This is a genomic window from Isosphaeraceae bacterium EP7, from assembly GCA_038400315.1.
GTDB lineage: Bacteria > Planctomycetota > Planctomycetia > Isosphaerales > Isosphaeraceae > EP7.
This window is the reverse complement of record CP151667.1, coordinates 935,359-955,778: the sequence shown is the minus strand read 5'-3', so window position 1 is coordinate 955,778 and position 20,420 is coordinate 935,359. Positions and strand designations below refer to the sequence as shown.

Annotated in this window: 13 protein-coding genes; 7 read left to right on the top strand and 6 right to left on the bottom strand. The window is 67.0% G+C overall.

The genetic code is table 11. The annotated features are described in order from the left end of the window. Window positions 1–44: 44 nt before the first annotated feature. Window positions 45–2,315: a hypothetical protein gene (locus EP7_RS03795; protein ID WP_463526256.1), complete on the bottom strand. Its 2,271-nt coding sequence runs from the start codon at window positions 2,313–2,315 to the stop codon at window positions 45–47. A gap of 322 nt (window positions 2,316–2,637) precedes the next feature. On the opposite strand from EP7_RS03795, the gene EP7_RS03790 reads away from it, so the two are divergent. Beyond that, window positions 2,638–5,079 carry a PAS domain S-box protein gene (locus EP7_RS03790; protein WP_463526255.1) on the top strand — a complete coding sequence of 814 codons (2,442 nt, stop codon included), beginning with the start codon at window positions 2,638–2,640 and terminating at the stop codon, window positions 5,077–5,079. A gap of 63 nt (window positions 5,080–5,142) precedes the next feature. Further along, window positions 5,143–6,771: a fumarate hydratase gene (locus EP7_RS03785; RefSeq protein WP_463526254.1), complete on the top strand. Its 1,629-nt coding sequence runs from the start codon at window positions 5,143–5,145 to the stop codon at window positions 6,769–6,771. Window positions 6,772–6,808: 37 nt separating this feature from the next. Here EP7_RS03785 and EP7_RS03780 read toward each other — a convergent pair whose 3' ends face one another. From EP7_RS03780 to EP7_RS03770, 3 genes are all read right to left on the bottom strand, one after another. After that, window positions 6,809–7,633, bottom strand: a complete 825-nt coding sequence (locus tag EP7_RS03780) for a glycosyltransferase (RefSeq protein ID WP_463526253.1) — start codon at window positions 7,631–7,633, stop codon at window positions 6,809–6,811. 167 nt (window positions 7,634–7,800) lie between these two features. Continuing rightward, window positions 7,801–10,050, bottom strand: coding sequence for a polymorphic toxin-type HINT domain-containing protein (locus EP7_RS03775; RefSeq protein ID WP_463526252.1), 2,250 nt, complete (start codon window positions 10,048–10,050; stop codon window positions 7,801–7,803). A gap of 117 nt (window positions 10,051–10,167) precedes the next feature. Beyond that, on the bottom strand, window positions 10,168–12,105 hold the full coding sequence (locus EP7_RS03770; RefSeq protein WP_463526251.1) for an ATP-binding protein: 1,938 nt from the start codon (window positions 12,103–12,105) through the stop codon (window positions 10,168–10,170). 315 nt (window positions 12,106–12,420) lie between these two features. Between EP7_RS03770 and EP7_RS03765 the strand changes: the two genes are divergently transcribed. The 5 genes from EP7_RS03765 (at window position 12,421) to EP7_RS03745 (ending at window position 17,441) form a co-directional block, all read left to right on the top strand. Next, entirely contained in the window at window positions 12,421–12,846 is a 426-nt protein-coding gene (locus tag EP7_RS03765) for an NIPSNAP family protein (protein WP_463526250.1), read from the top strand. Between the two features lie 30 nt (window positions 12,847–12,876). Further along, complete coding sequence (locus EP7_RS03760; RefSeq protein WP_463526248.1) at window positions 12,877–13,878, top strand: pyridoxal-phosphate dependent enzyme; 1,002 nt, start codon at window positions 12,877–12,879, stop codon at window positions 13,876–13,878. Window positions 13,879–13,971: 93 nt separating this feature from the next. Next, on the top strand, window positions 13,972–14,757 hold the full coding sequence (locus EP7_RS03755) for a hypothetical protein (RefSeq protein ID WP_463526247.1): 786 nt from the start codon (window positions 13,972–13,974) through the stop codon (window positions 14,755–14,757). Between the two features lie 501 nt (window positions 14,758–15,258). After that, entirely contained in the window at window positions 15,259–16,845 is a 1,587-nt protein-coding gene (pckA, locus tag EP7_RS03750; RefSeq protein ID WP_463526246.1) for a phosphoenolpyruvate carboxykinase (ATP), read from the top strand. A 41-nt stretch (window positions 16,846–16,886) separates the two neighbouring features. Next, window positions 16,887–17,441: a sugar O-acetyltransferase gene (locus tag EP7_RS03745; RefSeq protein WP_463526245.1), complete on the top strand. Its 555-nt coding sequence runs from the start codon at window positions 16,887–16,889 to the stop codon at window positions 17,439–17,441. A gap of 129 nt (window positions 17,442–17,570) precedes the next feature. Here EP7_RS03745 and EP7_RS03740 read toward each other — a convergent pair whose 3' ends face one another. Next, window positions 17,571–18,992 (bottom strand): serine/threonine-protein kinase, encoded by a 1,422-nt coding sequence (locus EP7_RS03740; protein ID WP_463526244.1) that lies wholly within the window; start codon window positions 18,990–18,992, stop codon window positions 17,571–17,573. Between the two features lie 539 nt (window positions 18,993–19,531). After that, window positions 19,532–20,101: an elongation factor P gene (locus EP7_RS03735; protein ID WP_463526243.1), complete on the bottom strand. Its 570-nt coding sequence runs from the start codon at window positions 20,099–20,101 to the stop codon at window positions 19,532–19,534. Window positions 20,102–20,420 lie beyond the last annotated feature (319 nt).

The window sequence follows — 20,420 nt, the reverse complement described above, 5'->3', positions numbered from 1 at the left end:
GGTCGGCCCATTTTCCGATCCGAGCGATGTCGTGGCGTCCTGCGTCACCTGTCCCGGCGGGAGGCGCCGCCGGGTGCGGCCGCACCGGGGGCGCCGGGGAATCGCCCCTGGCCGTTCGGCCCGCCCTGAAAGCCGGGGCCTCCGGGCGTCGCGGGAGCGGTCGCGGCGGCTGCCTGCGCGGCATCGGTCGCGTCCTTCTCGGCCTCGGCCATTCGCCGACCGGCCCACGAACCGAGCAGGGCGAGGTTCGATGGCGCGAGCAGGCTGGGATAAGCCTGGCGAGTGGTGATGGTCATCTGCTGGGCATCGGCCGAGATTGCGAAGGTATGCGGAAACAGGAGCTGGCGGATGGCGTCGGCATTGACGATTTTCGAGGAGTCGGCCCGCACCCGGAACGAGGGCTTGGCACCGGGGGCGACGGGCGTCGCGCCCGGGCTGGACGAGTCGGGCGAGTTCCCCGCGAGCACCGCCAGCAACCCGGCATGGTTCCCGACCAGGGTCGAGGCGCGGCCGTCGGGCAGTCGGCCCAGGGCGATTCCGGCATTGAGGATCGAGGCGGACGAGGCAAGGGCCTGGGGCAGAATCGGCCGCGGGTCGAGCATCGCCAGGAAGATCAGGCTACCGGGCAGGCGGCTCAGCGGCGTGGCCAGGTCGCCCTCGGCCTTGATCTGGTCTTCGGGCTTCAATTCGACCGCCTGCCTGGCGGTGTCGGCCGCGCTGGAGATGACCAGCGTCTTGGGCCCGAGCCGGATCGCGGGCCGGATCAGCGCGGCGAGCGGGGCGGGCAAGGTTCCCGGCGGGATGGTCAGGATGAAGCTCTTGGAATTATTGGCCAGTACCGTCCGGAAGTTCATCACGGCCGGCGCGGCCTTTTTCTTGGCGGGCGCCCCCCCGGCATTCGCCTCCGTCGGAGGAGGCTGCGTCCCGACCGGATAGTCGCGAAGCCGCTGGTTCACGTAGATCATCAGCTGGTCGAGCGTGCGGGCCAGGGCCGTCGAGTCGTTCACGTCGGCCACGAGTGTGACCTTCGGCATGCGGAACAAGGAAGCCAGCGGCGGCGAGTCGGCCGCCGTCGGGGCACCCGGGGCTGCCGGAGCCGGGTCGGGCTTGATCGCGACGGGAGTGAGGTAAACCCCGATCCGCGGCCCGATCTTGCGGAGGAGATCCTCTCGGAGCTTGATCCGATCCTCCTTCAGGTCCGCCTCGAGTGCCTCGATCTTCTGGCCTGCGTTGGGGTTGAACTGCTTGGCGAACTCCATGATCTGGTCGATCACCTTGTCCGGGGTCGTCGAGAGCACGGCGAATGTGGTGGTCCCGCCGGGGATCGGGGGGAGCGTCTCGCGGCCGAAGGTCGGCTGGTCGAGCAGTGTCAGGAGCCCCTTGCGTGGCGTGGCCGTTTTCAGGCGAGTGACGCTCAGCAAGGCTTCGTCCTGGAAGCCCCAGCGGGCGTCAATCCCTTGGACATAGTCTCCGACCCGGCCGCCTCCGGGCATCGGCGGGATGGCCGAGACGTCGGCCGTGAGGATGCCGATCGGCTGGAAGCCGTCGACCGGCGTCAATAGGTCGACGATCGCCGGGTTGGTCGTCGCATTGGGGGTGGTTCCATCGACGATGGCCACGCAGCGTTTGAGGGCCGCATCGAGCCCCTTCGATCGTGCATCTCCGTGAATGACGATGAGATCGTCCTTCTCGACCCACCAGATGGCGTCTCCGCCGGGCTGGTCGGCCTTGGCGGTGATCATCACGACAGATCGGTTCCCGGGAGCGACCGTCAGCTTGGCGCCCCGGTCGCCCTGAATGCTCCCCATCAGCCGGGCGAACTGCGGGCGGATATCCTTGCGGGCCGCATTGCGGAGGACCAAGATGTTCAGGCCGTCGAGCCCGTCCCCTCCCGCTTTTGGCGGCACGACGGCGAAGAGCACCCCGTGATCGGCGATGTGTCGCGCGAGGGTTATCAGTTCCGCGGCTTCGAGCTTCTGCCTGAACTTCGCATTGGCGGGCATCTGGCGCAAGATCTGCGTCAGCTCGCCCTCCAGGGCCGGGCCGAAGCCGGTCTCCGCGAAGACCTTATAGGCGGCCGTCGCAGTCCAGGCCTCGCGCTTCGAGAGCAATCCGCCAAACTCAAAGTAGAGGGCCACACCCTCGGCGGGGGCATACCGCCCAAGTGGTTCGAAGGTCGGCGGGGGCAGGGGCGCGGGCTTGGCCCCGACCACCTGCGCCGAGACATCGGGTAGAGCCGAGGCCAGCGTTAGGGCCAGGGTCAGGCCGGCGAGCAGGCGGGCGACCACTCCGGGAAGGAGGCAAGGGCATCGCACGGCGGGCGTTCCTTTCGGATGCGGTGGGGCGAGCGGGAAGGGCCCCCGGCGGGAGGTTCGGGCCGTCTCGTTCGGGCACCACGCTCGCATTCAAAATCGTATCCGGCCCGCGGGCATGCGCCAATGACCCCCGGAGTTGGGCCCGGCCCCCACTCCGTTCGGTCCGTCGCCGAATTGTCGCGGGTGCGATTGCTCATGCGCTCGTCGGCCGGGTATCATGGCCCGGCGAGTTGGGGCGGAGCCAGGCGAAGGGCATTCGTAAACCACCCCGGCCCAGGGACAGCAACGCCGCTGGATCCAATCCAAAAGGACTCAACGTCTTATGGATACGACCGCCGTGCTGGCGGATTATCTCGACGCCCAGATGGACGCCATCCTGGCCGTCTGGAGATCGACCGTCGAGCGCGTCGGAGACGTCCCGGAGGCCGAGCGTCTCAGTCGGACCGACTTCCTCGACCATATCCCGGTGATCCTCCAGCACCTCGCCGAGCAACTCCGCGGGCTCAACCGCGAGCATTCGACCATCGTCGCCAGCCAGGAGCATGGCCGGCACCGCTGGCTTGCCGGGTACGACATCGCCGAAGTCGTCCGAGAACTCGGGCACCTGCGCACCACGCTCATCAGCGCCACGCTGGAGTTCTGCCGGCTCAACGACGTCGCGTCCGACGACCTGTTCGACCTGCTGACGGTCATCAACAGCGTGCTCGACGTCGCGACCGCCGAGAGCATCCAGCAGTACCAGGAGGACAGCCGCCTGGAGACGAGCAAGGCGCTCGCCGAGGTCGAGATCCGCCAGGCCGCGATGCAGGACGCCTGGCTCGCCGCTAAGCTCGAGCAGGCCAAGCTCCGGACCGTCCTGAAAAACCTCCCCGTCGGCGTCTGGGTCTTCGACGGCAACGGCACCCTCGTCGCGGTCAACAGCGAGGCCGAGAGGCTCCAGGGCTTCCCCAGCAGCGACGCCGAGCTCAACCGACTGAGCCTGGATGACCTGAGGGCTCACTTCTCCTACCGGACGCTCGACGGCAACCCGATCTCGGGTGACGAGCTGCCCACCACCCGCGCTCTTCGCGGCGAGATTGTCCTCCAGCAGGAGATGCTCTGGGGCACGCCCGACGCGTTGCGCTATATCGTCGTCGGTTCCACCCCCCTGCTCTCCCACGATGGCCAGCCGACGGGTGCCGTGACCGTCGTGCAGGACGTCACCAACAGCCGCAAGCTCGAGGCCGACCTGGCCGGCAGCGAGGCCCGCTTCCGCGCCATCGTCGAACAATCCCCCGTCCTCATCTGGCGCACCGACGCCGAGGGGACGATCGACTTCGTCAACCAGGCCTGGCTCGACTTCACCGGCCGATCCCGCGACGCCGAGATGGGCCAGGGCTGGGCCGAGGGGATCCATCCCGACGACTCCGAGCGCGCCCTGGCCGTCATCGCGGCGGCCATCAACGGCCGCGAGACCCTCCGGGTCGACTATCGCCTGCGCAGGCACGACGGCCAGTTCCGCTGGATCTCCGACCACGGAGCCCCCTTCTACGGGGCCGATAACAGATTCCTCGGCTACCTCGGCTCGGCCGTCGACATCACCGAGCGCATCGAGCTGGAAGTCTCCCTCGCCCAGCAGCGCGAGCTGGCCGAGGAAGCCTCGAGGCACAAGACCCGGATCGTCTCGGCCCTCTCGCACGACGCAAGGACCCCGCTCAACGCCGTCGTGCTCGCCGCAGAGCTGCTCGAGATTCAGGTGCGCGACCAGTCCGACCCCGAGGTCCACGAGTGCCTGCGCACCATCCGCAACTCGGTGAATAACGTGCTCGACCTGCTGGGCGACCTCCTGAATCTCAGCAAGATCGACGCAGGTGCCTTGCCGGCGATGCCCTCGCGGTTCCCGGTCATGCCGGTCCTCTCCGAATGCCTCTCGAGCATCAAACCGCAGGCCAAGCTCAAGGGGCTTCAGGTCTCCATCGACGCCGGCCCGCTGGCCGAGCTCTCCGTCGAGACCGATCGCTCCAAGCTCAAGCAGATCCTGTCGAACCTCCTGTCCAACGCGCTGCGGTACACCGACCACGGGTCCATCGAGATCCTGGGCCATCGCGACGCGGAGACGATCGAGATCTCCGTGCGCGACACCGGCGTCGGGATCGCCGCGGAGGACCAGGCCCGGATCTTCGACGAATTCACGATCCTCGACGCTCCCGAGCGTTCCATGGGCGAGCGCACCGGACTGGGCCTGGCCATCTGCCACCGCCTGGCCAGCCTCCTCAACGGCGAGATCCGCCTGACCAGCGCCCCCGGCAGCGGAAGCACCTTCCGTCTTCGCCTTCCGGCCTCCATCCTCGTCAACGCCGAGCCCGTCGAGGTCGCCGCACGGCTCACCCAGTCGCACGACGGCGAGGACGGCGGCGCCGTGCTCATCGCCGAAGACCACCTGGAGAGCCGCCAGACGCTGGCCAGGGTCATCTCACGCATGGGCTACCGCACCCTGGAAGCGAGCAACGGCCGCGATGCCCTGGCCCTCGCCCGCCGCGAGCGACCCGTGGCCATCCTCATGGACGTGAACATGCCCATCATGGATGGCATCGACGCGACCATCGCCCTCCGCGCCGACCCCGCCACGCGCGACCTCCCCATCTTCGCCCTCACAGGCGACGTCACGCTCGTCAATCAGCACCGGATCGGCGAGGCCGGCGTCAACGGCTACCTGGAGAAGCCGGTCACCTGGGATCGGATCCAGAAGGCCCTCGCCACCATCGGCAAGCCCGCCCGCCCCTGAACCAACCGAAACGACCGGCGCGTCGGGCCCCACGCCCGACGCTCGCCGGGGGGATCTCCTTCCATGCCCGAGTTCGCCTACCAGGACCCCTTCCCCCTGGGCCCCGACGCCACCCAGTATCGCCCGCTCGGGTCCGAGCACGTCTCCGTCGCCACGTTCGAAGGGCAGGAGATTCTCAAGGTCGCCCCCGAAGCGCTTCAAACCCTCGCCCGCGAAGCCTTCCGCGACGTCTCCTTCCTGTACAGGCCCGCGCACCTGGCCAAGGTCGCCGCCATCCTCGACGACCCCGAGGCCTCGACCAACGACCGCGGCGTGGCCCTCACCCTGCTACGCAACGCCGTCGTCGCCTCCGGCTACCAGCTCCCCATGTGCCAGGATACCGGCACCGCCACCATCATCGGCAAGAAAGGCCAGCGCGTCTGGACCGACTGCCGCGACGAGGAATGGCTCTCAAAGGGGATCTACGAGACCTACCTCAAGGAAAACCTCCGCTACTCGCAGACCGTCCCCCTGACGATGTACGACGAGGCCAACACCGGCACCAATCTCCCCGCCCAGATCGACCTGTACGCCACCCCCGGGTCGAAGTACGAGTTCCTCTTCGTCGCCAAGGGGGGCGGGTCGGCCAACAAGTCGATGCTCTTCCAGGAGACCAAGGCCCTCCTGAATCCCAAGAGCCTGACCGCCTTCCTCGACCAGAAGCTCAGGTCGCTGGGCACCGCCGCGTGCCCGCCCTATCACCTGGCCGTGGTCATCGGCGGCACCTCGGCCGAGGCCACGATGAAGGCCGTCAAGATGGCCAGCACGGGGGCTTATGACTACCTCCCAACCGAAGGGAGCAGGCTCGGCCAGGCGTTCCGCGACACGGCGATGGAAGAGACCGTGATGGACCTGGCCCGCAGGTCGGGGATTGGCGCCCAGTTCGGCGGCAAGTACTTCGCCCTCGACGCCCGTGTCATCCGCCTGCCCCGCCACGGCGCCTCGTGCCCGGTCGGCATCGCCGTCTCCTGCTCGGCCGACCGCAACATCAAGGCGAAGATCGACCGCGACGGCCTCTGGCTCGAGCAGCTCGAACGCAACCCCGCCAGGTTCCTCCCCGGCGAGCACCGCGCCGGACTCGAAGCCGATCACGGGGTCGCCGTCGACCTCAACCGGCCGATGCCCGAGATCCTCGCCGAACTGTCGAAGTACCCGATCTCGACCCCCTTGAAGCTGACCGGCACCATCGTCGTGGCTCGCGACATCGCCCACGCGAAGATCAAGGAACGGCTCGATCGCGGCGAGGGGATGCCGCAATACCTCAAGGACCATCCCGTCTACTACGCAGGTCCGGCCAAGACCCCCGAAGGGATGCCTTCCGGCTCGTTCGGCCCCACCACGGCTGGCCGGATGGACAGCTACGTCGAACAGTTTCAGGCCGGCGGCGGCTCGATGGTCATGATCGCCAAGGGGAACCGGTCCCAGGCCGTCACCGACGCCTGCAAGGCCCACGGCGGCTTCTACCTCGGCTCGATCGGCGGCCCCGCCGCGCTGCTCGCCCAGGAAAGCATCCGCAAGGTCGAGCTGCTGGAATACCCCGAACTAGGCATGGAAGCCGTCTACAAGATCGACGTCGTCGACTTCCCCGCCTTCGTCCTCGTCGACGACAAAGGGAACGAATTCTTCAGCCAGCTGCCCGTCCTCAACCGCTGAGACCGAGGCAATTCGGATCGGATCGAGGGCCGGGGGATCAACTCGTCCCGGGCCCGATGCCCAGGGCTGCCGCCAGTCCGCCCACCAGGACGAGCGTCGCCATCAGGCCGACGAGGAGCGTGAGGGCAAGCCGCCAGGGGGCGTCTCGCGCCGACTCGCCGACGATCATCCAGAGGATCCGCCGGCCGTCGCGGAAGGCCCTGAGCTTGCTCTTCGTCCCCTCGATCCGCGGCCGATAGGGGACCTGCACCTGGACCACCCGCAGTCCGTGCAGGATCGCCTCGCAGGAAAGCTCGGTCTCGATCTCGAACCCGGCCGATCGCAGCTTGACCAGCCGGCGGAAGGCCCGGGTGAAGACCCGATAGCCCGAGAGCATGTCGCCCGGATTCTGGCCGATCAGGACGCGGAAGGCCGTCCTGATCAGGAAATTCCCCGTCCGCCTCAACGGCGTCATGGCCCCGAGTTCGTGCACAGGCTTGCGCTCGCCGATCACCATGTCGGCCTCGCCCTCCAGCACGGGGGCCAGCAGGCGATGCACCTCCTCGGCCGGATACGTCCCGTCGCCGTCGGTCATCACCATCAGGTCGTAATCGTCCAGCGAGTCGAACGCCGCCCGGACCGCGTTCCCCTTCCCCCGCTCCGGGACGTTGACGACCCGGACCCCCAGGGCCCGCGCCAGGTTCCCCGTCCCGTCGGTCGACCCGTTGTCGAAGACCACGATCGCCGCATCGGGAAGCGCCGCCCGCCAGGCCTCGATGACCATCTCGATCGCGGCGGCTTCATTGAGGCAGGGGATGGCCACGGCCACGCTGGGCGGCTTGAGGGGCCGCTCTCCCTCGGGCAAGTCGTCGATTGTGGGCACGCTCGCGACTCGTAGGGGCCAGCTAGAAGGACGACGCGCCGACGTCGGCTCGACGATCTGCCCCGAATTCTAACCCCTGCCCGCCCCGCGACAATGAAACGGCGGCGACATCGGCCCGAACGCCCATGCCGCCGCCGTCAAATCCAGCACGTCCCGACGGCCGAATCTCAGCGAGCCACGACCGGGCCGGCCTCGGCAATCGCATCGAAGGGCTTGGGAGTCGGCCGGATCGTCGAGTTGTCGTGCACCAGCAACCCCGAGCTCCCCACGAAGTAGCTCTCCCCGCTCGCCACTTCGAGGTTGAACACGGGCTGGACACCCGCTTCCTCGATCGACTTGACCGCCGCCAGCCCGGCGAGTGTCCGGATCCGGTCGCCCACCGCCAGCCGTTCGGTCTGCACCCAGCCGCGCCCGGCGACCCAGAATCGATGGATCGGCGTGGCCACCACCGACTCGTCACCCAACGCGATCCGAAGCGTCGGCGACGGCTGGTTGTGATAGACCTGCACGATCGGCTGCACACGCAGTTGGCCATCGTCCTGGTCCTGTACCAGGACCCGGTCGCCGATCCGGAGCGTTTCGATCGGACGTGGACCGTCCGCCGTCCGCACCGGCGTCCCCTGTGCGAAGCAGTTGTGACTCGCACGCATGAAGCCCTGCTCCTGCATCGATCGATCGAAGGCTCCCGTGGTGCCCGCGGTGGCACCATTCGTGACCTGCGTGTTGATCACCGCCCCCTGGGTCGGTGCGCCCCCAATCGGTTGGGGGGTATAGCCCAGGGGGACGACCTGCTCGATGGTCGCCGTGGATTGCGAGCCGGGGGCGAGGGCGAAGGCATAGCCCTGCTCGCGTGCCCACCAGCGTGCCCATGCTTCGCGATCGGCCCCGAGGTCCTGGCCCGTCAGCGTCTTCAGGGCCCCCAGGACCCGGTCGTTCGAGAACCGAATCTGCTCGTTGCTCGCCTCGATGGCCTGGACATCGCCGGCGAGCTGCTGCTGGGCCACGAAGGCCGATCGCTGATATTCGCGGGCGATCTGGCCGATCGGGATCGTGAAGCCGGTCGGCCGATCGACGTCCGTGGTCGTCGTCACATTAATCCGGGCGTCCGCCGCAGTTTCGGCCGAGGTCGGGGTGTATAAGCCCCTGATCCCGTTACCCCAGCCCGTTCGTTTCGCATACAACCCCCCTGCCGGATTGGCGACAAGGTTGTTGTAGCTTTGCCTGGCCTGTGCGAGGGTCGCTTCATTCCTGGCCACGCCCTTCACGTCACCGGCGAAGTAGGCATTCGGGTCGACGGAAGTCGTCGTCGTCGTCGTCTCCCGATTGAAGCCGGTCATCCGTGTGACGACCGGCAATCCCTCCTGGTCGTACGAGATTTGCTCGCCGTCGAAGAGCGGGATGTCCGGCATCGCCGGGGGCGCGTAGATCCGACGGACGGAAGTTCCGTTGCCATCAATCGCCAGCACGCCTTGCGTTCCAGGGCCACTCACGGCCTGCACGCGGTAAGTGACCGGCTCCGCGACCAGGTCGACGAAAATGCTCAGGTAATCCCGCGTTTCTCGGTGCCTGAGCGTCTCGAGGGCGACGCGTCGGGTCTCGGGCTTCTCGGCGTAGAGGGCCAGTAAGGCCAGACTGTGCGAGGCGGAGGGAGCGTCGATCTGTCCGAAGAGCTGGGCCGCGGTACGCTGGCCGGACGTCCCGCTGTTGGCGAAGACATCCCAGATCGACGGCACGGCCAGGGGATCGGTCACCCCGGCGACCTCGACCTCGGCCGCCTCGCGCGCGGCCTGGTCCCGCCCTTCGAGCCGCGAGCGGATGCTCGCCAGCTTCGGCCTCCAGTGCTTGTTGGCCTTCTGCTGCGCCGTGGCCTGGGCACGCTCCAGCGCAAGTTGCCCATCGGTGACCCAGCGGCCTTTGCGCGACTTGTATCCCAGCCGCTTCCACGCCTCGTCCCTCAACGGGTCGAGTCGCACCGTGGCGCGGTAGTGCGCCACCGATTCCTCCTTCAAGCCCGCTTCATCGCACCACCTCGCCAGCTTCAGGTGCGAGTCGGCGGAGCCCTTCATCGCGTCGCGACGTCGGCGGTACTCCTCGCGCATCGCCGTGTCGGGCCCCGGATCGGGCGGCTGGCCCGGCTGAGCCACGGTCGACCACTTCTCGCCATCGGCGACCTGTCCCAGCAGCCCTCGCGCGGTCGGGTTCTTCGGGTCGGCCATCACGGCCAGGGCCAGGTGACGCCGACGCTCAGCGTTGAGCCCGTGCCGCTCACACCACAGCGCAAGCTTTAGCTGCGAGTCGACGTCGCGCCCGGCGGCCAGGCGGGCCGCCTCGTAGTCTCGACGGACGGCGTCGGGGGTCGCCCCCCCTTCGGCATACCCGACGAGCCCCACCCAGAGGATCCAAGTCGCCAGCGCCATGTCCCGACCTCCAATCCATCGGTGACCTTCAAGAGGAAGCCTCATCAGGGAGTGTAACGGATCCATGGATCAAGGCAAGCCTCTTCTCCATCCAACCAACCATGATGGCTCAAGTCCTCAGGAGGCGACCGCCGCGCCCGACACCTGGCGAATGGCGGCCTCCAGGGATCGGACATCGATGGGCTTGGTCAGGTGCATCGAGAACCCGGCCTCCTCGCTCATCAGCAGGTCGTCGTCGGAGCCGAATCCGCTCATGGCGATTCCCTTCATCCCAGACAACCGTGCCTCGGCCATCAGTTCTAGGCCGGTGCCATCGGGCAGCTCGATGTCGCTGATCAGGAGGTCGAAGACCGAGCTGGACAGGGCCTCGCGAGCGGCTTCGACCCGGTCGACGGACTCAATCTCGTGCCCCTTCATCTTCAGGACTGTGGCGATATAACGGAGCGTGTCGCTGTTGTCCTCGACCAGCAGGATGCGCAAGGGCTCGACCTCGGCCGATGACTTCTTGACCAGCGAACTCACTTTAGCGGGCGACGCCGGCCCCGGTTCCGGAGGGGTGACGGTCGAGAGTCCAACGCGGAAGGTCGCGCCGTGACCTGGTCCTTGGCTCTGGGCATCGAGCGTTCCGCCCAGGGACTCCAGGATGTGACGTCCGATGGAGAGCCCCAGTCCCAGGCCTCCGCTACGTCGCCCGCCGGCGTCGGGTCCCTGCTCGAAAGGGCGGAATAGCAACGAGAGCCGATCGACGTCGAAGCCGATCCCGTCGTCGACGAATTCCAGGATCAGCCGGCCCGTATCGTCGGAGCCGGCCGAGGTGATCTGTAACGAACCCGCCGGTCCCCTCGTGTACTTGGCGGCGTTATGGATCAGCGACCAGAAAACCTGGATGAGTCGCCCCCGGTCGGCCATCGTGTGATGCCGGCGCGCGTCCAGGGCGATCCGGACCTGGAGCCCTGCAAAGGTCGCTTCCTCGGCGTGATGGGCCAACGCCTCCCGCAGCGCCTCGTGAACGTCGACCAACTCCAGTTCCATCCGGAACGGCCCTCGGTCCATCAGCGAGGCATCGAGCAGGTCGTCGATCAACCTCGCCTCGAGCTCGATGTTGCGGCGGATCATGTCCAGCGTCGCATGCAGTTCCGCCGGCACCGACGGGTCATCCAGCGCGGCCGAGACCGACATCAAGACCGGGGTCAGGGGGGTCCGAAGCTCGTGCGAGAGCACCGCGAGGAACCGATCCTTGGCCGCAATCGCTCGCGCGGCCACCGCCGACGACTCCCGGACCGCCGCCTCGGCCTCGCCACGAAACCGACCCACCGCGACAACCGCCACCACGCCCACGGCCCGGCCGTAGGCGTCGAGGATCGCCCGACTCGGATTCTTCCAGGCGACCTCGCCCCAGCCGCCGCCCCCCCCGGGAATGCCGATCCTGGCGAGCAGCGACTCCATCGAAGTCCCGAGCGCCTCCCGGCTCGAGAGGCCCAGCGCCGCCTCGGCGGCCTCGTTCAACTCGGTCGTCTTCCCGGCCGCGTCGGCAACCAGCACCGCCTCGCCCACCCTGGAGACCGCCAGCCGCCAGCGTTCGTCTCGTTCGTACAGGGCCGATGTCACCCGCCCTCGCTCGGCCCGATCCCAGGCAGCCAAGATCCCGAGCACCACGACCAGGCCCAGCGAGAACACCGCGACCGCCGCGACTTTCCGACCCATCGCCCGCGCGATGCGGCCCGACTTCTCATCGACCTGCGCCGACCGAGCTCGGCCTTCGTCCATGGCGACGCCGCTCGGCTGTTGCTCTGGCAAGGTTGCACCGGCTCCCTCCGGGATCGCTCGATCCTCCTCGGAAACACCACCGTCAGCGTCCCGCCGACGCCCGTCCGTCGCTCGAGGCCACAACCAGGACCGGTCGACCTCCTCCGCCAGCCCGGCAGCGTAGGACACGCGGCCGACCGACCCACTCAGCTCACCAACGTCGGACACCAACTGCCAGGTTAGCGCCAGCAGGAGCGCCGCGATGGTCACCGGGATGAGTCGCACCCATCTCCGAACATCATTGTTCATCGAGGCGCCTCGATCACGACGTGGTCGGCCAGGGCCGTTTCGACTCGAATCGCGGCCAGGGAAGTCGCCCAGAGCCTTCCTCGGCCCGGAACAACGTAGTCACGGTCGACCACCCCTAATTTAGCTCAAGCACAACTAGTTTAGCAGCAGAGCTTCGGCCAGGAAGAGTGCGTTGCTTAAATTGCGCAATCTGCCCCGTGGCCCGGTCGCTCGGAACTCGGGGCTCTTCAGTCCCGGGCCCGAGCCCTTGAGCCAGCGCCCTCGATCCGGCTATAACCGATCCCAATTCCGACGTTTGACGAATGGAGAGACATGATGCGCACGATCCTCTTCACGCTCCTGGCCGTCATGGCCGCCTACCCGGCCTTGGCGATCGCTGCCGACGACCCCAAGCCAGCCGAGGGCCAGCGGGTCTTTGAAATGCGGACATACGTCGCGCACGAGGGCAAATTCGACGCCTTGAAGTCCCGCTTCCGCGACCACACGCTCAAGCTGTTCGAGAAGCACGGCATCACCAACATCGCCTACTTCGTCCCCAGGTCGAAATCAGACGGCAGCGACAAGACGCTCATCTACGTGCTGGCCTACCCCAGCGCCGACGCCGCAAAAGCCTCGTGGGAAGCCTTCCGCGCCGACCCCGAGTGGAAGGTGGCCGCCGCGGCGAGCGAGAAAGACGGCAAGCTGGTCAAGGAAGTCATCTCCGTCTTCCTCGACCCGACCGACTTCAGCCCCATCAAGTGACCTGAACGCGTCGACTCAGGAGCCCCCCCCTTGGCCACCGCACCCGCCGATCTCGGGCCCGAAGACCTCCCGGCCATCGGACCCGAGGCCGTCGAGCAGGCCGCGCGACGGATCGCCGACTACGTACACCGCACGCCGGTCCTCACCGGCGCGACCCTGGACCGGCTCTGCGGCGGCACCGTCGGCCTGAAGTGCGAGAACTTCCAGAAGGTCGGCGCCTTCAAGTTCCGCGGGGCCGTCAACGCCCTGCTCCAGCTCGGAGACGCCGGCCGGGCGTACGGGGTCGTCACCCACTCCTCGGGCAATCACGCGCAGGCGCTCGCCTGCGCCGGCCAAATTCTCGGCGTGCCCGTCTGCGTCGTCATGCCTCACACCGCCCCCGAGGTCAAACGAGCCGCGACTCGCGGCTACGGCGGGACCGTCGTCTCCTGCGAGCCGACCCTGGCCGACCGCGAGGCGACCGTCGCGCGCCTCGTCTCGCAACACGGCTACGAGATCGTCCACCCCTTCGACGACTGGCGCGTGATCGCGGGACAGGGGACCGTCGCACTGGAGTTGCTCGACCAGGCCGGCCCGCTCGACCTGATCCTCTCCCCCGTCGGCGGCGGGGGCCTGCTCGCCGGCACGGCGCTTGCTGTTCAGGGGAAGTCGCCCGACACGCTCGTCATCGGGGTCGAGCCCGCCGCGGCCGATGACGCGAAACGGTCGCTGGCGGCCGGATCTATCCTCCCCTCCGGGGACCCGAAGACAATCGCCGACGGCCTCCGTACTTCGCTTGGAACGCGTCCCTGGACGATCATCCGCCGCCACGTCCACTCGATCGTCAGCGTCGGCGAGCCCGAGATCATCGACGCCCTCAGGTTCGTCTGGGAACGCTTCAAGATCGTCATCGAGCCCTCGTCGGCCGTCACCGTCGCCCCCCTCCTCGCCGGCACGCTCGACGTGAAGGGCCAGCGGGTCGGGGTGATCCTGGGCGGCGGAAATGTCGATCTCAGTCCGATGTTCGACGCCCTCAAGGCACGCTGGCTCTAATCAGGCAACAACTTGCCCCGTCCTCCAGCGAATGGTATCCTTTCGTTCAGTGCCGTCTCACCATCTCCCTCGACCGAGGCCCCGCGACCGCCGATGTCTATTGACGAGACCGCCGCGCATAAGCCCAGGCGAGAGCGGAGCACGCGCTATCCGGGCGTCCCCCTCCAGGAATGCGTCGCCTTCTGCGAGCACATGGACTCGCGTGGGCTCGACGGCCTGAGCGCGCCCGAGATCGCCACGGCGATGGGCTACAAGAACATCAAGACCAACACCTTCTCCGCACCCCTCAGCGCCGCCAGGCAATTCGGCCTGCTCGCCCTGTCCGGCGACGGCTACTCCCTGACTCCCCTGGCCCGCTCGATCCTCCATCCCGTCGAGCCGGCGGATCTGCCCAGGCTCCGCCGCAAGGCCCTGCTCGAATCCCCGCTCTACTCCGAGCTGGCCACCCGCCTCGGCGGCAAGCGAGTCCCGGACGTCACCATCCTGGGCAACATCCTCTACCACCACCATCAGATCATCGCCAAGGCCAAGGACGTGGCGGCCGAGTCGTTCGTCGACTCCGCCCGCTTCGCCGGGGCCCTGGGTGACGACCAGATTCTCCGCCTCGAAGGCTCCGAGCCCATCCCGACTCCAGCCGCCGAGATCGCGCAGTCAACGTCGACCACCCCCCTTGCCCCCGCAGTCGCGCCGCGTCGCCGCGAGCCCAGGCAGCCTGAGGTGCGACTCGATATCCGTCTCTGGGACGAGGACGCCGGCAAGGTCATCCGCGTCCGGGCACCTGAATCCATCACCCCGGCCAGCTTCGACCGCTTCCTCCAGACCCTCCGCCTCCTCATCCGCATCGAGGAGCCCGACGCCGAGACTACCGAGGTCGACTGAGCCTCACCCCGAGCCTTCCGAGGTCGGCAGTCCCTCGGGCCTTGGCCGGTGGCTCGGCCTCGTTCAGATCTTCCGCGTTGGGATGCTGAACGAACGCGGAACGGTTCCGTTCCAGTGAATCTTCCGGCTGGTCGGAAAAGTGAATCGAACGTTGGTCGCCCATCCTGGTTTCTCCACCTGCCAGACCGTTTCTCGTGTCTGGATAGCGAGATCGCGCAATGCCCCTGGATCTCGAGGCGAAGAGGATCCAGGCTTGTCGTCGATTGAGGCCATCGAGCCACCTTCATTTGATCGACCCCTCTCGATGTCGCGACCATGCACTCACCTCTCGACGCCGAGCGGATGCGGAGATTGTCGTAGACTTGATCCCGGTCGGCCGGGAGAAGCCCGACATTTCACGGGAAACATCTCGACAGTCCCGGTACTAGGCTGACCTTGCGGTCGACCCCCGTCGAGGCCGATGATGGCCCGCGGATCCAGTCGATTCGCAGGAGTCCGGCCATGTCTCGCTTCTCGCTCGCGGAATACGGCATCACCGTCGAAGACGTCCGGCGCAACGTCGCGCCAGCCGTCCTATACGAGGACGCCATGCGGCGGGAGTCCGACACCAGCATCGCCGAGAGTGGCGCGCTCGTCGCCTACTCGGGCGCCAAGACCGGCCGATCGCCCAAGGACAAGCGGATCGTCCGGTCGCCCCAGTCCGAGGCCGACATCTGGTGGGGCAACGTCAATATCCCTCTCGCCCCCAGCAGCTTCGAGATCAATCGAGAGCGGGCCAAGGACTGGCTGAACACGCGGGGGCGCATCTACTGCCTCGACGCCTTCGCCGGCTGGGACCCTGAGAACCGGATCAAGGTCCGCGTCATCTGCTCCCGGCCATACCATGCGCTGTTCATGCACACGATGCTCATCCGCCCCACCAAGGACGAGCTGTCCACCTTCGGCAAGCCCGACTTCGTCATCTACAACGCCGGTGAATTCCCCGCCAACGCCCATACGCCCGGCATGACGTCGAAGACCTCCGTCGCCCTCAGTTTCGAGGACGGCGAGGTCGTCATCCTCGGAACGGAGTACGCCGGCGAGATGAAGAAGGGGGTCTTCACCCTCATGAATTACCTCATGCCCAAGCGGGGCGTGATGTCGATGCATTGCTCCGCCACCGCCGACCGCGATTCCGGTCGCTCGTCCGTGATGTTCGGCCTCTCGGGGACCGGCAAGACGACCCTGTCGGCGGACCCCAATCGCATGCTCATCGGCGATGATGAGCATTGCTGGTCGGACAATGGCATCTTTAACATCGAGGGCGGTTGCTACGCCAAGACAATCGACCTGACCAATGAGAAGGAGCCCGAGATCTTCCAGGCGCTCCATTTCGGGGCCGTCCTGGAGAACGTGGTCATTGGTTCCGAAGACCATCGGGTCGACTTCGCCGACACGCACATCACCGAGAACACGCGCGGGGCCTACCCCATCGAGTTCATCGGCAACGCCAAGATCCCCTGCGTCGCGGGCCATCCCACCGACGTCATTTTCCTCACCTGCGACGCCTTCGGCGTCCTCCCCCCCGTAAGCAAGCTCACCCCCGCGCAGGCGATGTACCACTTCATCAGCGGCTACACCGCCAAAGTCGCCGGCACCGAAGTCGGCGTCGTCGATCCCCAGGCCACGTTCTCCCCCTGCTTCGGCGGCCCGTTCATGGTCTGGCACCCCAGCCACTATGCCCGGATGCTGGCCGACAAGATCAAGAAGCACGGGGCACGCGTCTGGCTCGTCAACACCGGCTGGAGCGGAGGCCCCTACGGTATTGGCAAGCGGATGTCGCTGTCCTACACCCGGACCATCCTCGACCAGATCCACGCGGGAACCCTGGCCGACGCCCGCACCGCGACCGACCCAACCTTCGGCTTCGAGGTCATCGCCGACTGCCCCGGGGTCCCCGCCCGAATCCTCGATCCCCGGTCAACCTGGCCCGACCCCGACGCCTACGACGCCGCGGCCAGGAAGCTGGCCGGTCTATTCATCGCCAATTTCAAGGCCTACGAATCCGGGGTCGGCCAGGATGTTCGGGCGGCCGGCCCGAAGCCCTGACGGATTCGTCTCCTCCCCAGCTCGAATTGAGATGCCCGACCATGATCAGCGAACGCGACAAGATGCTCGCCGGCAACCTCTACAACGCCAACGACCCCGAGCTGGTCGCCCTCCGTCGCCGTGCCCGCGCTCTCTGCCGCGACCTGGAACATCTGTCGCTCGAGGACATCGTCGGCCACCGCCGTATCCTGTCGAACCTCTTCGGAATCGACGCCCCCGACGTCCACGTCGAGGCCCCGTTCCATTGCGACTACGGTCGCAACGTCACGCTGGGGAAGAGGGCGTACTTCAACGTCAACTGCGTCATCCTCGACGTCGCGCCCGTGACCATCGGCGATGACGTCCTCTTCGGGCCCGGGGTGCAGATTTATACGGCCACCCACCCCATCGACCCCGTCGAGCGCCGATCGGGCCTGGAGTCCGGCAAGCCGATCACGATCGGCTCCGACGTCTGGATCGGCGGAGCAGCGATCCTCTGCCCCGGGGTCACGATCGGCGCCCGCTCCGTGATCGGGGCCGGCAGCGTCGTCACCCGTGATATCCCCGAAGGGGTCATCGCCGCAGGCAACCCCTGCCGCGTTCTCCGCCCGATCTGATAGGCTGAATTCCTCGGGCCGAGGCCGCGACGCCCGACCCACCCCCCTGACGCATCCAAGATTTTCAACATTCCGATCTGATGATCATGACACGGAGTCGTGCTGACCTGACCCTGCGATTGCCTCGACTCAGGCGACGAACGGGTTGAGGGCGAGGGCGACCTGATCGGGGTCGCAGTAGCGATCGGCGGGATCCTTGCGCATCATCCGCAGGATGACCTGTTCGAGGCCCGCGGGAAGCCCGGGCGAGATCTCGGTCGGGGGCCTCGGCTCGTCCGCTAGATGGGCGCAGAGCTTGGCGGGCAGCGAGGTCGCGGGGAAGGGGACACAGCCGCAGGCCATGTGGTAGAGGGTGCAGCCCAGCGAATAGATGTCGCTGCGAATATCGACCCTCCGGGAACTCCGCGCCTGCTCGGGAGAGAGATAGTCGAGCGTCCCCAGGGTCACGCCCTGGCTGGTCACCTGCCCCGGGTCGGTCAGGTCGATGGCCAGACCCAGGTCGGCGAGTTTCGCCTGGCCGTCGCGCGAAACCAGGATGTTCGACGGACTGACGTCGCGATGGATCAGGCCCCGCTCGTGGGCGTGCTCCAGACCCAGCGCCACCTGCCGGCCGATCTTGGCGACCAAGGCGGGGGGCAGGTGGTGCTGATCGCGGATCATCCGGGCGACGTCCGTGCCCTCGACATATTCCATGACCAGGAATCGGACGCCCAGGGACAGGCCGTCGCCGTAAACGCGGACGAGATTCTCGTGGCCCAGGCGGGCTCCGACCAGGGCCTCTCGGCGGAACCGGATCAGAGCCTGGGGAGTCCTGGACGGGCCCTGCGACAGAACCTTGATCGCAACCTTGCGGATGTGCAGCGGGTCGTAGGCCAGGAAGACCTGCCCCATCCCCCCCTGCCCGATCTGGTCGAGGAGCAAGTAGCGATCCAGGTGGTAGCCTTGCGACCGCCCTCTCAACAGGCGCTTGACCTGCCAGACCGTGAGCTTGCCGTCGTCGACCGCCTGGCGCGCCAGCCTGCGGTCGGCCGCGTCGTCCGGGATCCGCTGCGCGACATCCAGCCTCAGCCATGACTCGAGCAACGATGCCTCGTCCACCAGCCCGCTCTCGATTGCAGCCCGCCAGAAGAGCGACTGACGGGGGCTGTCGTCGCGGTGTACGGACTCGGGTCGGGTCGGGAAGAACGAGGTGCCCTCGGGCTCATAGGGAATGGGCTGGGCTTCGCATTCGAACGCTGTTGTTGTCGGCTGCGGTCCGTCCTCGTGAATCACCCGGCTGGGCTGGGCCCATCGTGAGCACGACTCCTCGGATGCGAAGAAGTGAGATTCGATCGAACTGCCGAAATGATCCGATTCGCCGATGCCCTGCGACGACTCGGAGCAGGCAAGTGGATCCTCTCGGCCGAGGACCTCCCATCCGTAATCGGGCATACGCCAGACTTCGCCGCCATTCGCATCGAGCATCGCGACGACCTGGCCTCGTTCGTCACGCTCAGCGTAGCCGAAGCCCTCGCGTCCTCGGGTGAACTTGATTCGACTGAGATTGCGCATGGGTAGAGGCACTCACTGGAGAGTCACTCCCGGCTCTCGCGACGTCACAAGCGTCGCCATACGAAGCGTAGGTCGATATTCCAGATCGTGCGTCACGCACGCCCACGTTCGGGTGGAAATGCAACGCCCGGAAGTGAGCGAGGCACCGCCCGAGTTCGACCCTGCCCCGCATGGGACTCGCTCGACGCCAAGGTCCCGTTGCCCTTCCCCAAAGCTCCCGCCGGACCGATGTTCGCTAGGGAGCAATCGACAGAGACTTCGCACCGGGTCACACGAGCCCCGAATCCACCCGGCTTATTCTCGCCACGCGAAGGATTGACCCACGCGGTAGGGTCGTGAACCGGCCTAGATCGACCGTTCCTTGACGTGACCTGATCGTCCCGCGCCAGGGAAATCGTTCCCGCGATGCAGCCTCGGCGCAGCACGAGGCCAATGCCCGCCTACCCGAATCTCGACCTCGGTCGAGATCGACACCCTTCACCCCAGGGTTGGTCGCCCGGTCCAGTTCGGATCGACCGAACGACCTGACGCCGGCCCGATCAGTTGGCCCGGCCCAGGTAATCGCCGGACTTGGTGTCCACCTTCACCATGACGTTGGATTCCAGGTGCTCGGGTACCTGGATGACGTGGCCGGTGCTCAGTGTGGCGGGCTTGGTCCGGCCGGTCGCCGAATTGCCGCGCACGCCTGGTGCGGTGTCGGTGATGAGCAACTCGACGGTATCGGGTATCTCGACCCCGATCACTTCTTCGTCGACGACCAGGGACTCGACGCCTTCCATATTCTCGGTCATGTAAGGGGCGAGATCTTTGAGGTCTTCGGCGGGGAGCATGAACTGATTGAAGTCGGCCGAGTCCATGAAGTTGAAGCCGTCGGGCTCCCGGTAGAGGAACTGGATCGGCCGACGTTCGAAGCTCGACTCGGCCAGCACGTCAGTCCCCCGATACGCCTTCTCGACCCGGTTCTTGGTCTTGAGGTTGCGGGCCTTGATCTTGTAGAGCGTCGCCGCCCCGCGGGCCGAGGGGGTCTGCACATGCACCTGCTCGATGATGTGCGGGGCACCGTCGATCTCGACGACCATCCGACGCTTGAAATCCTTGGCGGGCACCACGTGAACCGACCTCCAGATAACCCGTCAATCATCCCGGCCAATCGCCGGAATTCCCTCAAATGCGCGACGACGACCGACGATACCAGGTCGGCCCCCGCCCCGTCAAAGCCCGCGGTATCGTGCGATGTCGCGACACGGCGATGGAAATTTGCAACGTGACGGGACGAAACCCACGGTTCGAACGACTATCTCAATGGCGAAGATTCGATTCATGCGGCGAACGACGGATTCATCGGCCCCTGACGGATCGGCCTTCGCCATCGCGAAACGAACCCGGCGCCCCCCTCAAACCTGAATGACGAAACGAACCCGGCGAGTC

Bases quoted from the DNA above. Each gene is read 5' to 3' on its own strand.
- EP7_RS03790 (WP_463526255.1), top strand. From the start codon at position 2,638: ATGGATACGACCGCCGTGCTGGCGGATTATCTCGACGCCCAGATGGAC.
- EP7_RS03785 (WP_463526254.1), top strand. From the start codon at position 5,143: ATGCCCGAGTTCGCCTACCAGGACCCCTTCCCCCTGGGCCCCGACGCC.
- EP7_RS03775 (WP_463526252.1), bottom strand. From the start codon at position 10,050: ATGGCGCTGGCGACTTGGATCCTCTGGGTGGGGCTCGTCGGGTATGCC.
- EP7_RS03770 (WP_463526251.1), bottom strand. From the start codon at position 12,105: ATGAACAATGATGTTCGGAGATGGGTGCGACTCATCCCGGTGACCATC.
- EP7_RS03765 (WP_463526250.1), top strand. From the start codon at position 12,421: ATGCGCACGATCCTCTTCACGCTCCTGGCCGTCATGGCCGCCTACCCG.
- EP7_RS03755 (WP_463526247.1), top strand. From the start codon at position 13,972: ATGTCTATTGACGAGACCGCCGCGCATAAGCCCAGGCGAGAGCGGAGC.
- pckA (WP_463526246.1), top strand. From the start codon at position 15,259: ATGTCTCGCTTCTCGCTCGCGGAATACGGCATCACCGTCGAAGACGTC.
- EP7_RS03745 (WP_463526245.1), top strand. From the start codon at position 16,887: ATGATCAGCGAACGCGACAAGATGCTCGCCGGCAACCTCTACAACGCC.
- EP7_RS03740 (WP_463526244.1), bottom strand. From the start codon at position 18,992: ATGCGCAATCTCAGTCGAATCAAGTTCACCCGAGGACGCGAGGGCTTC.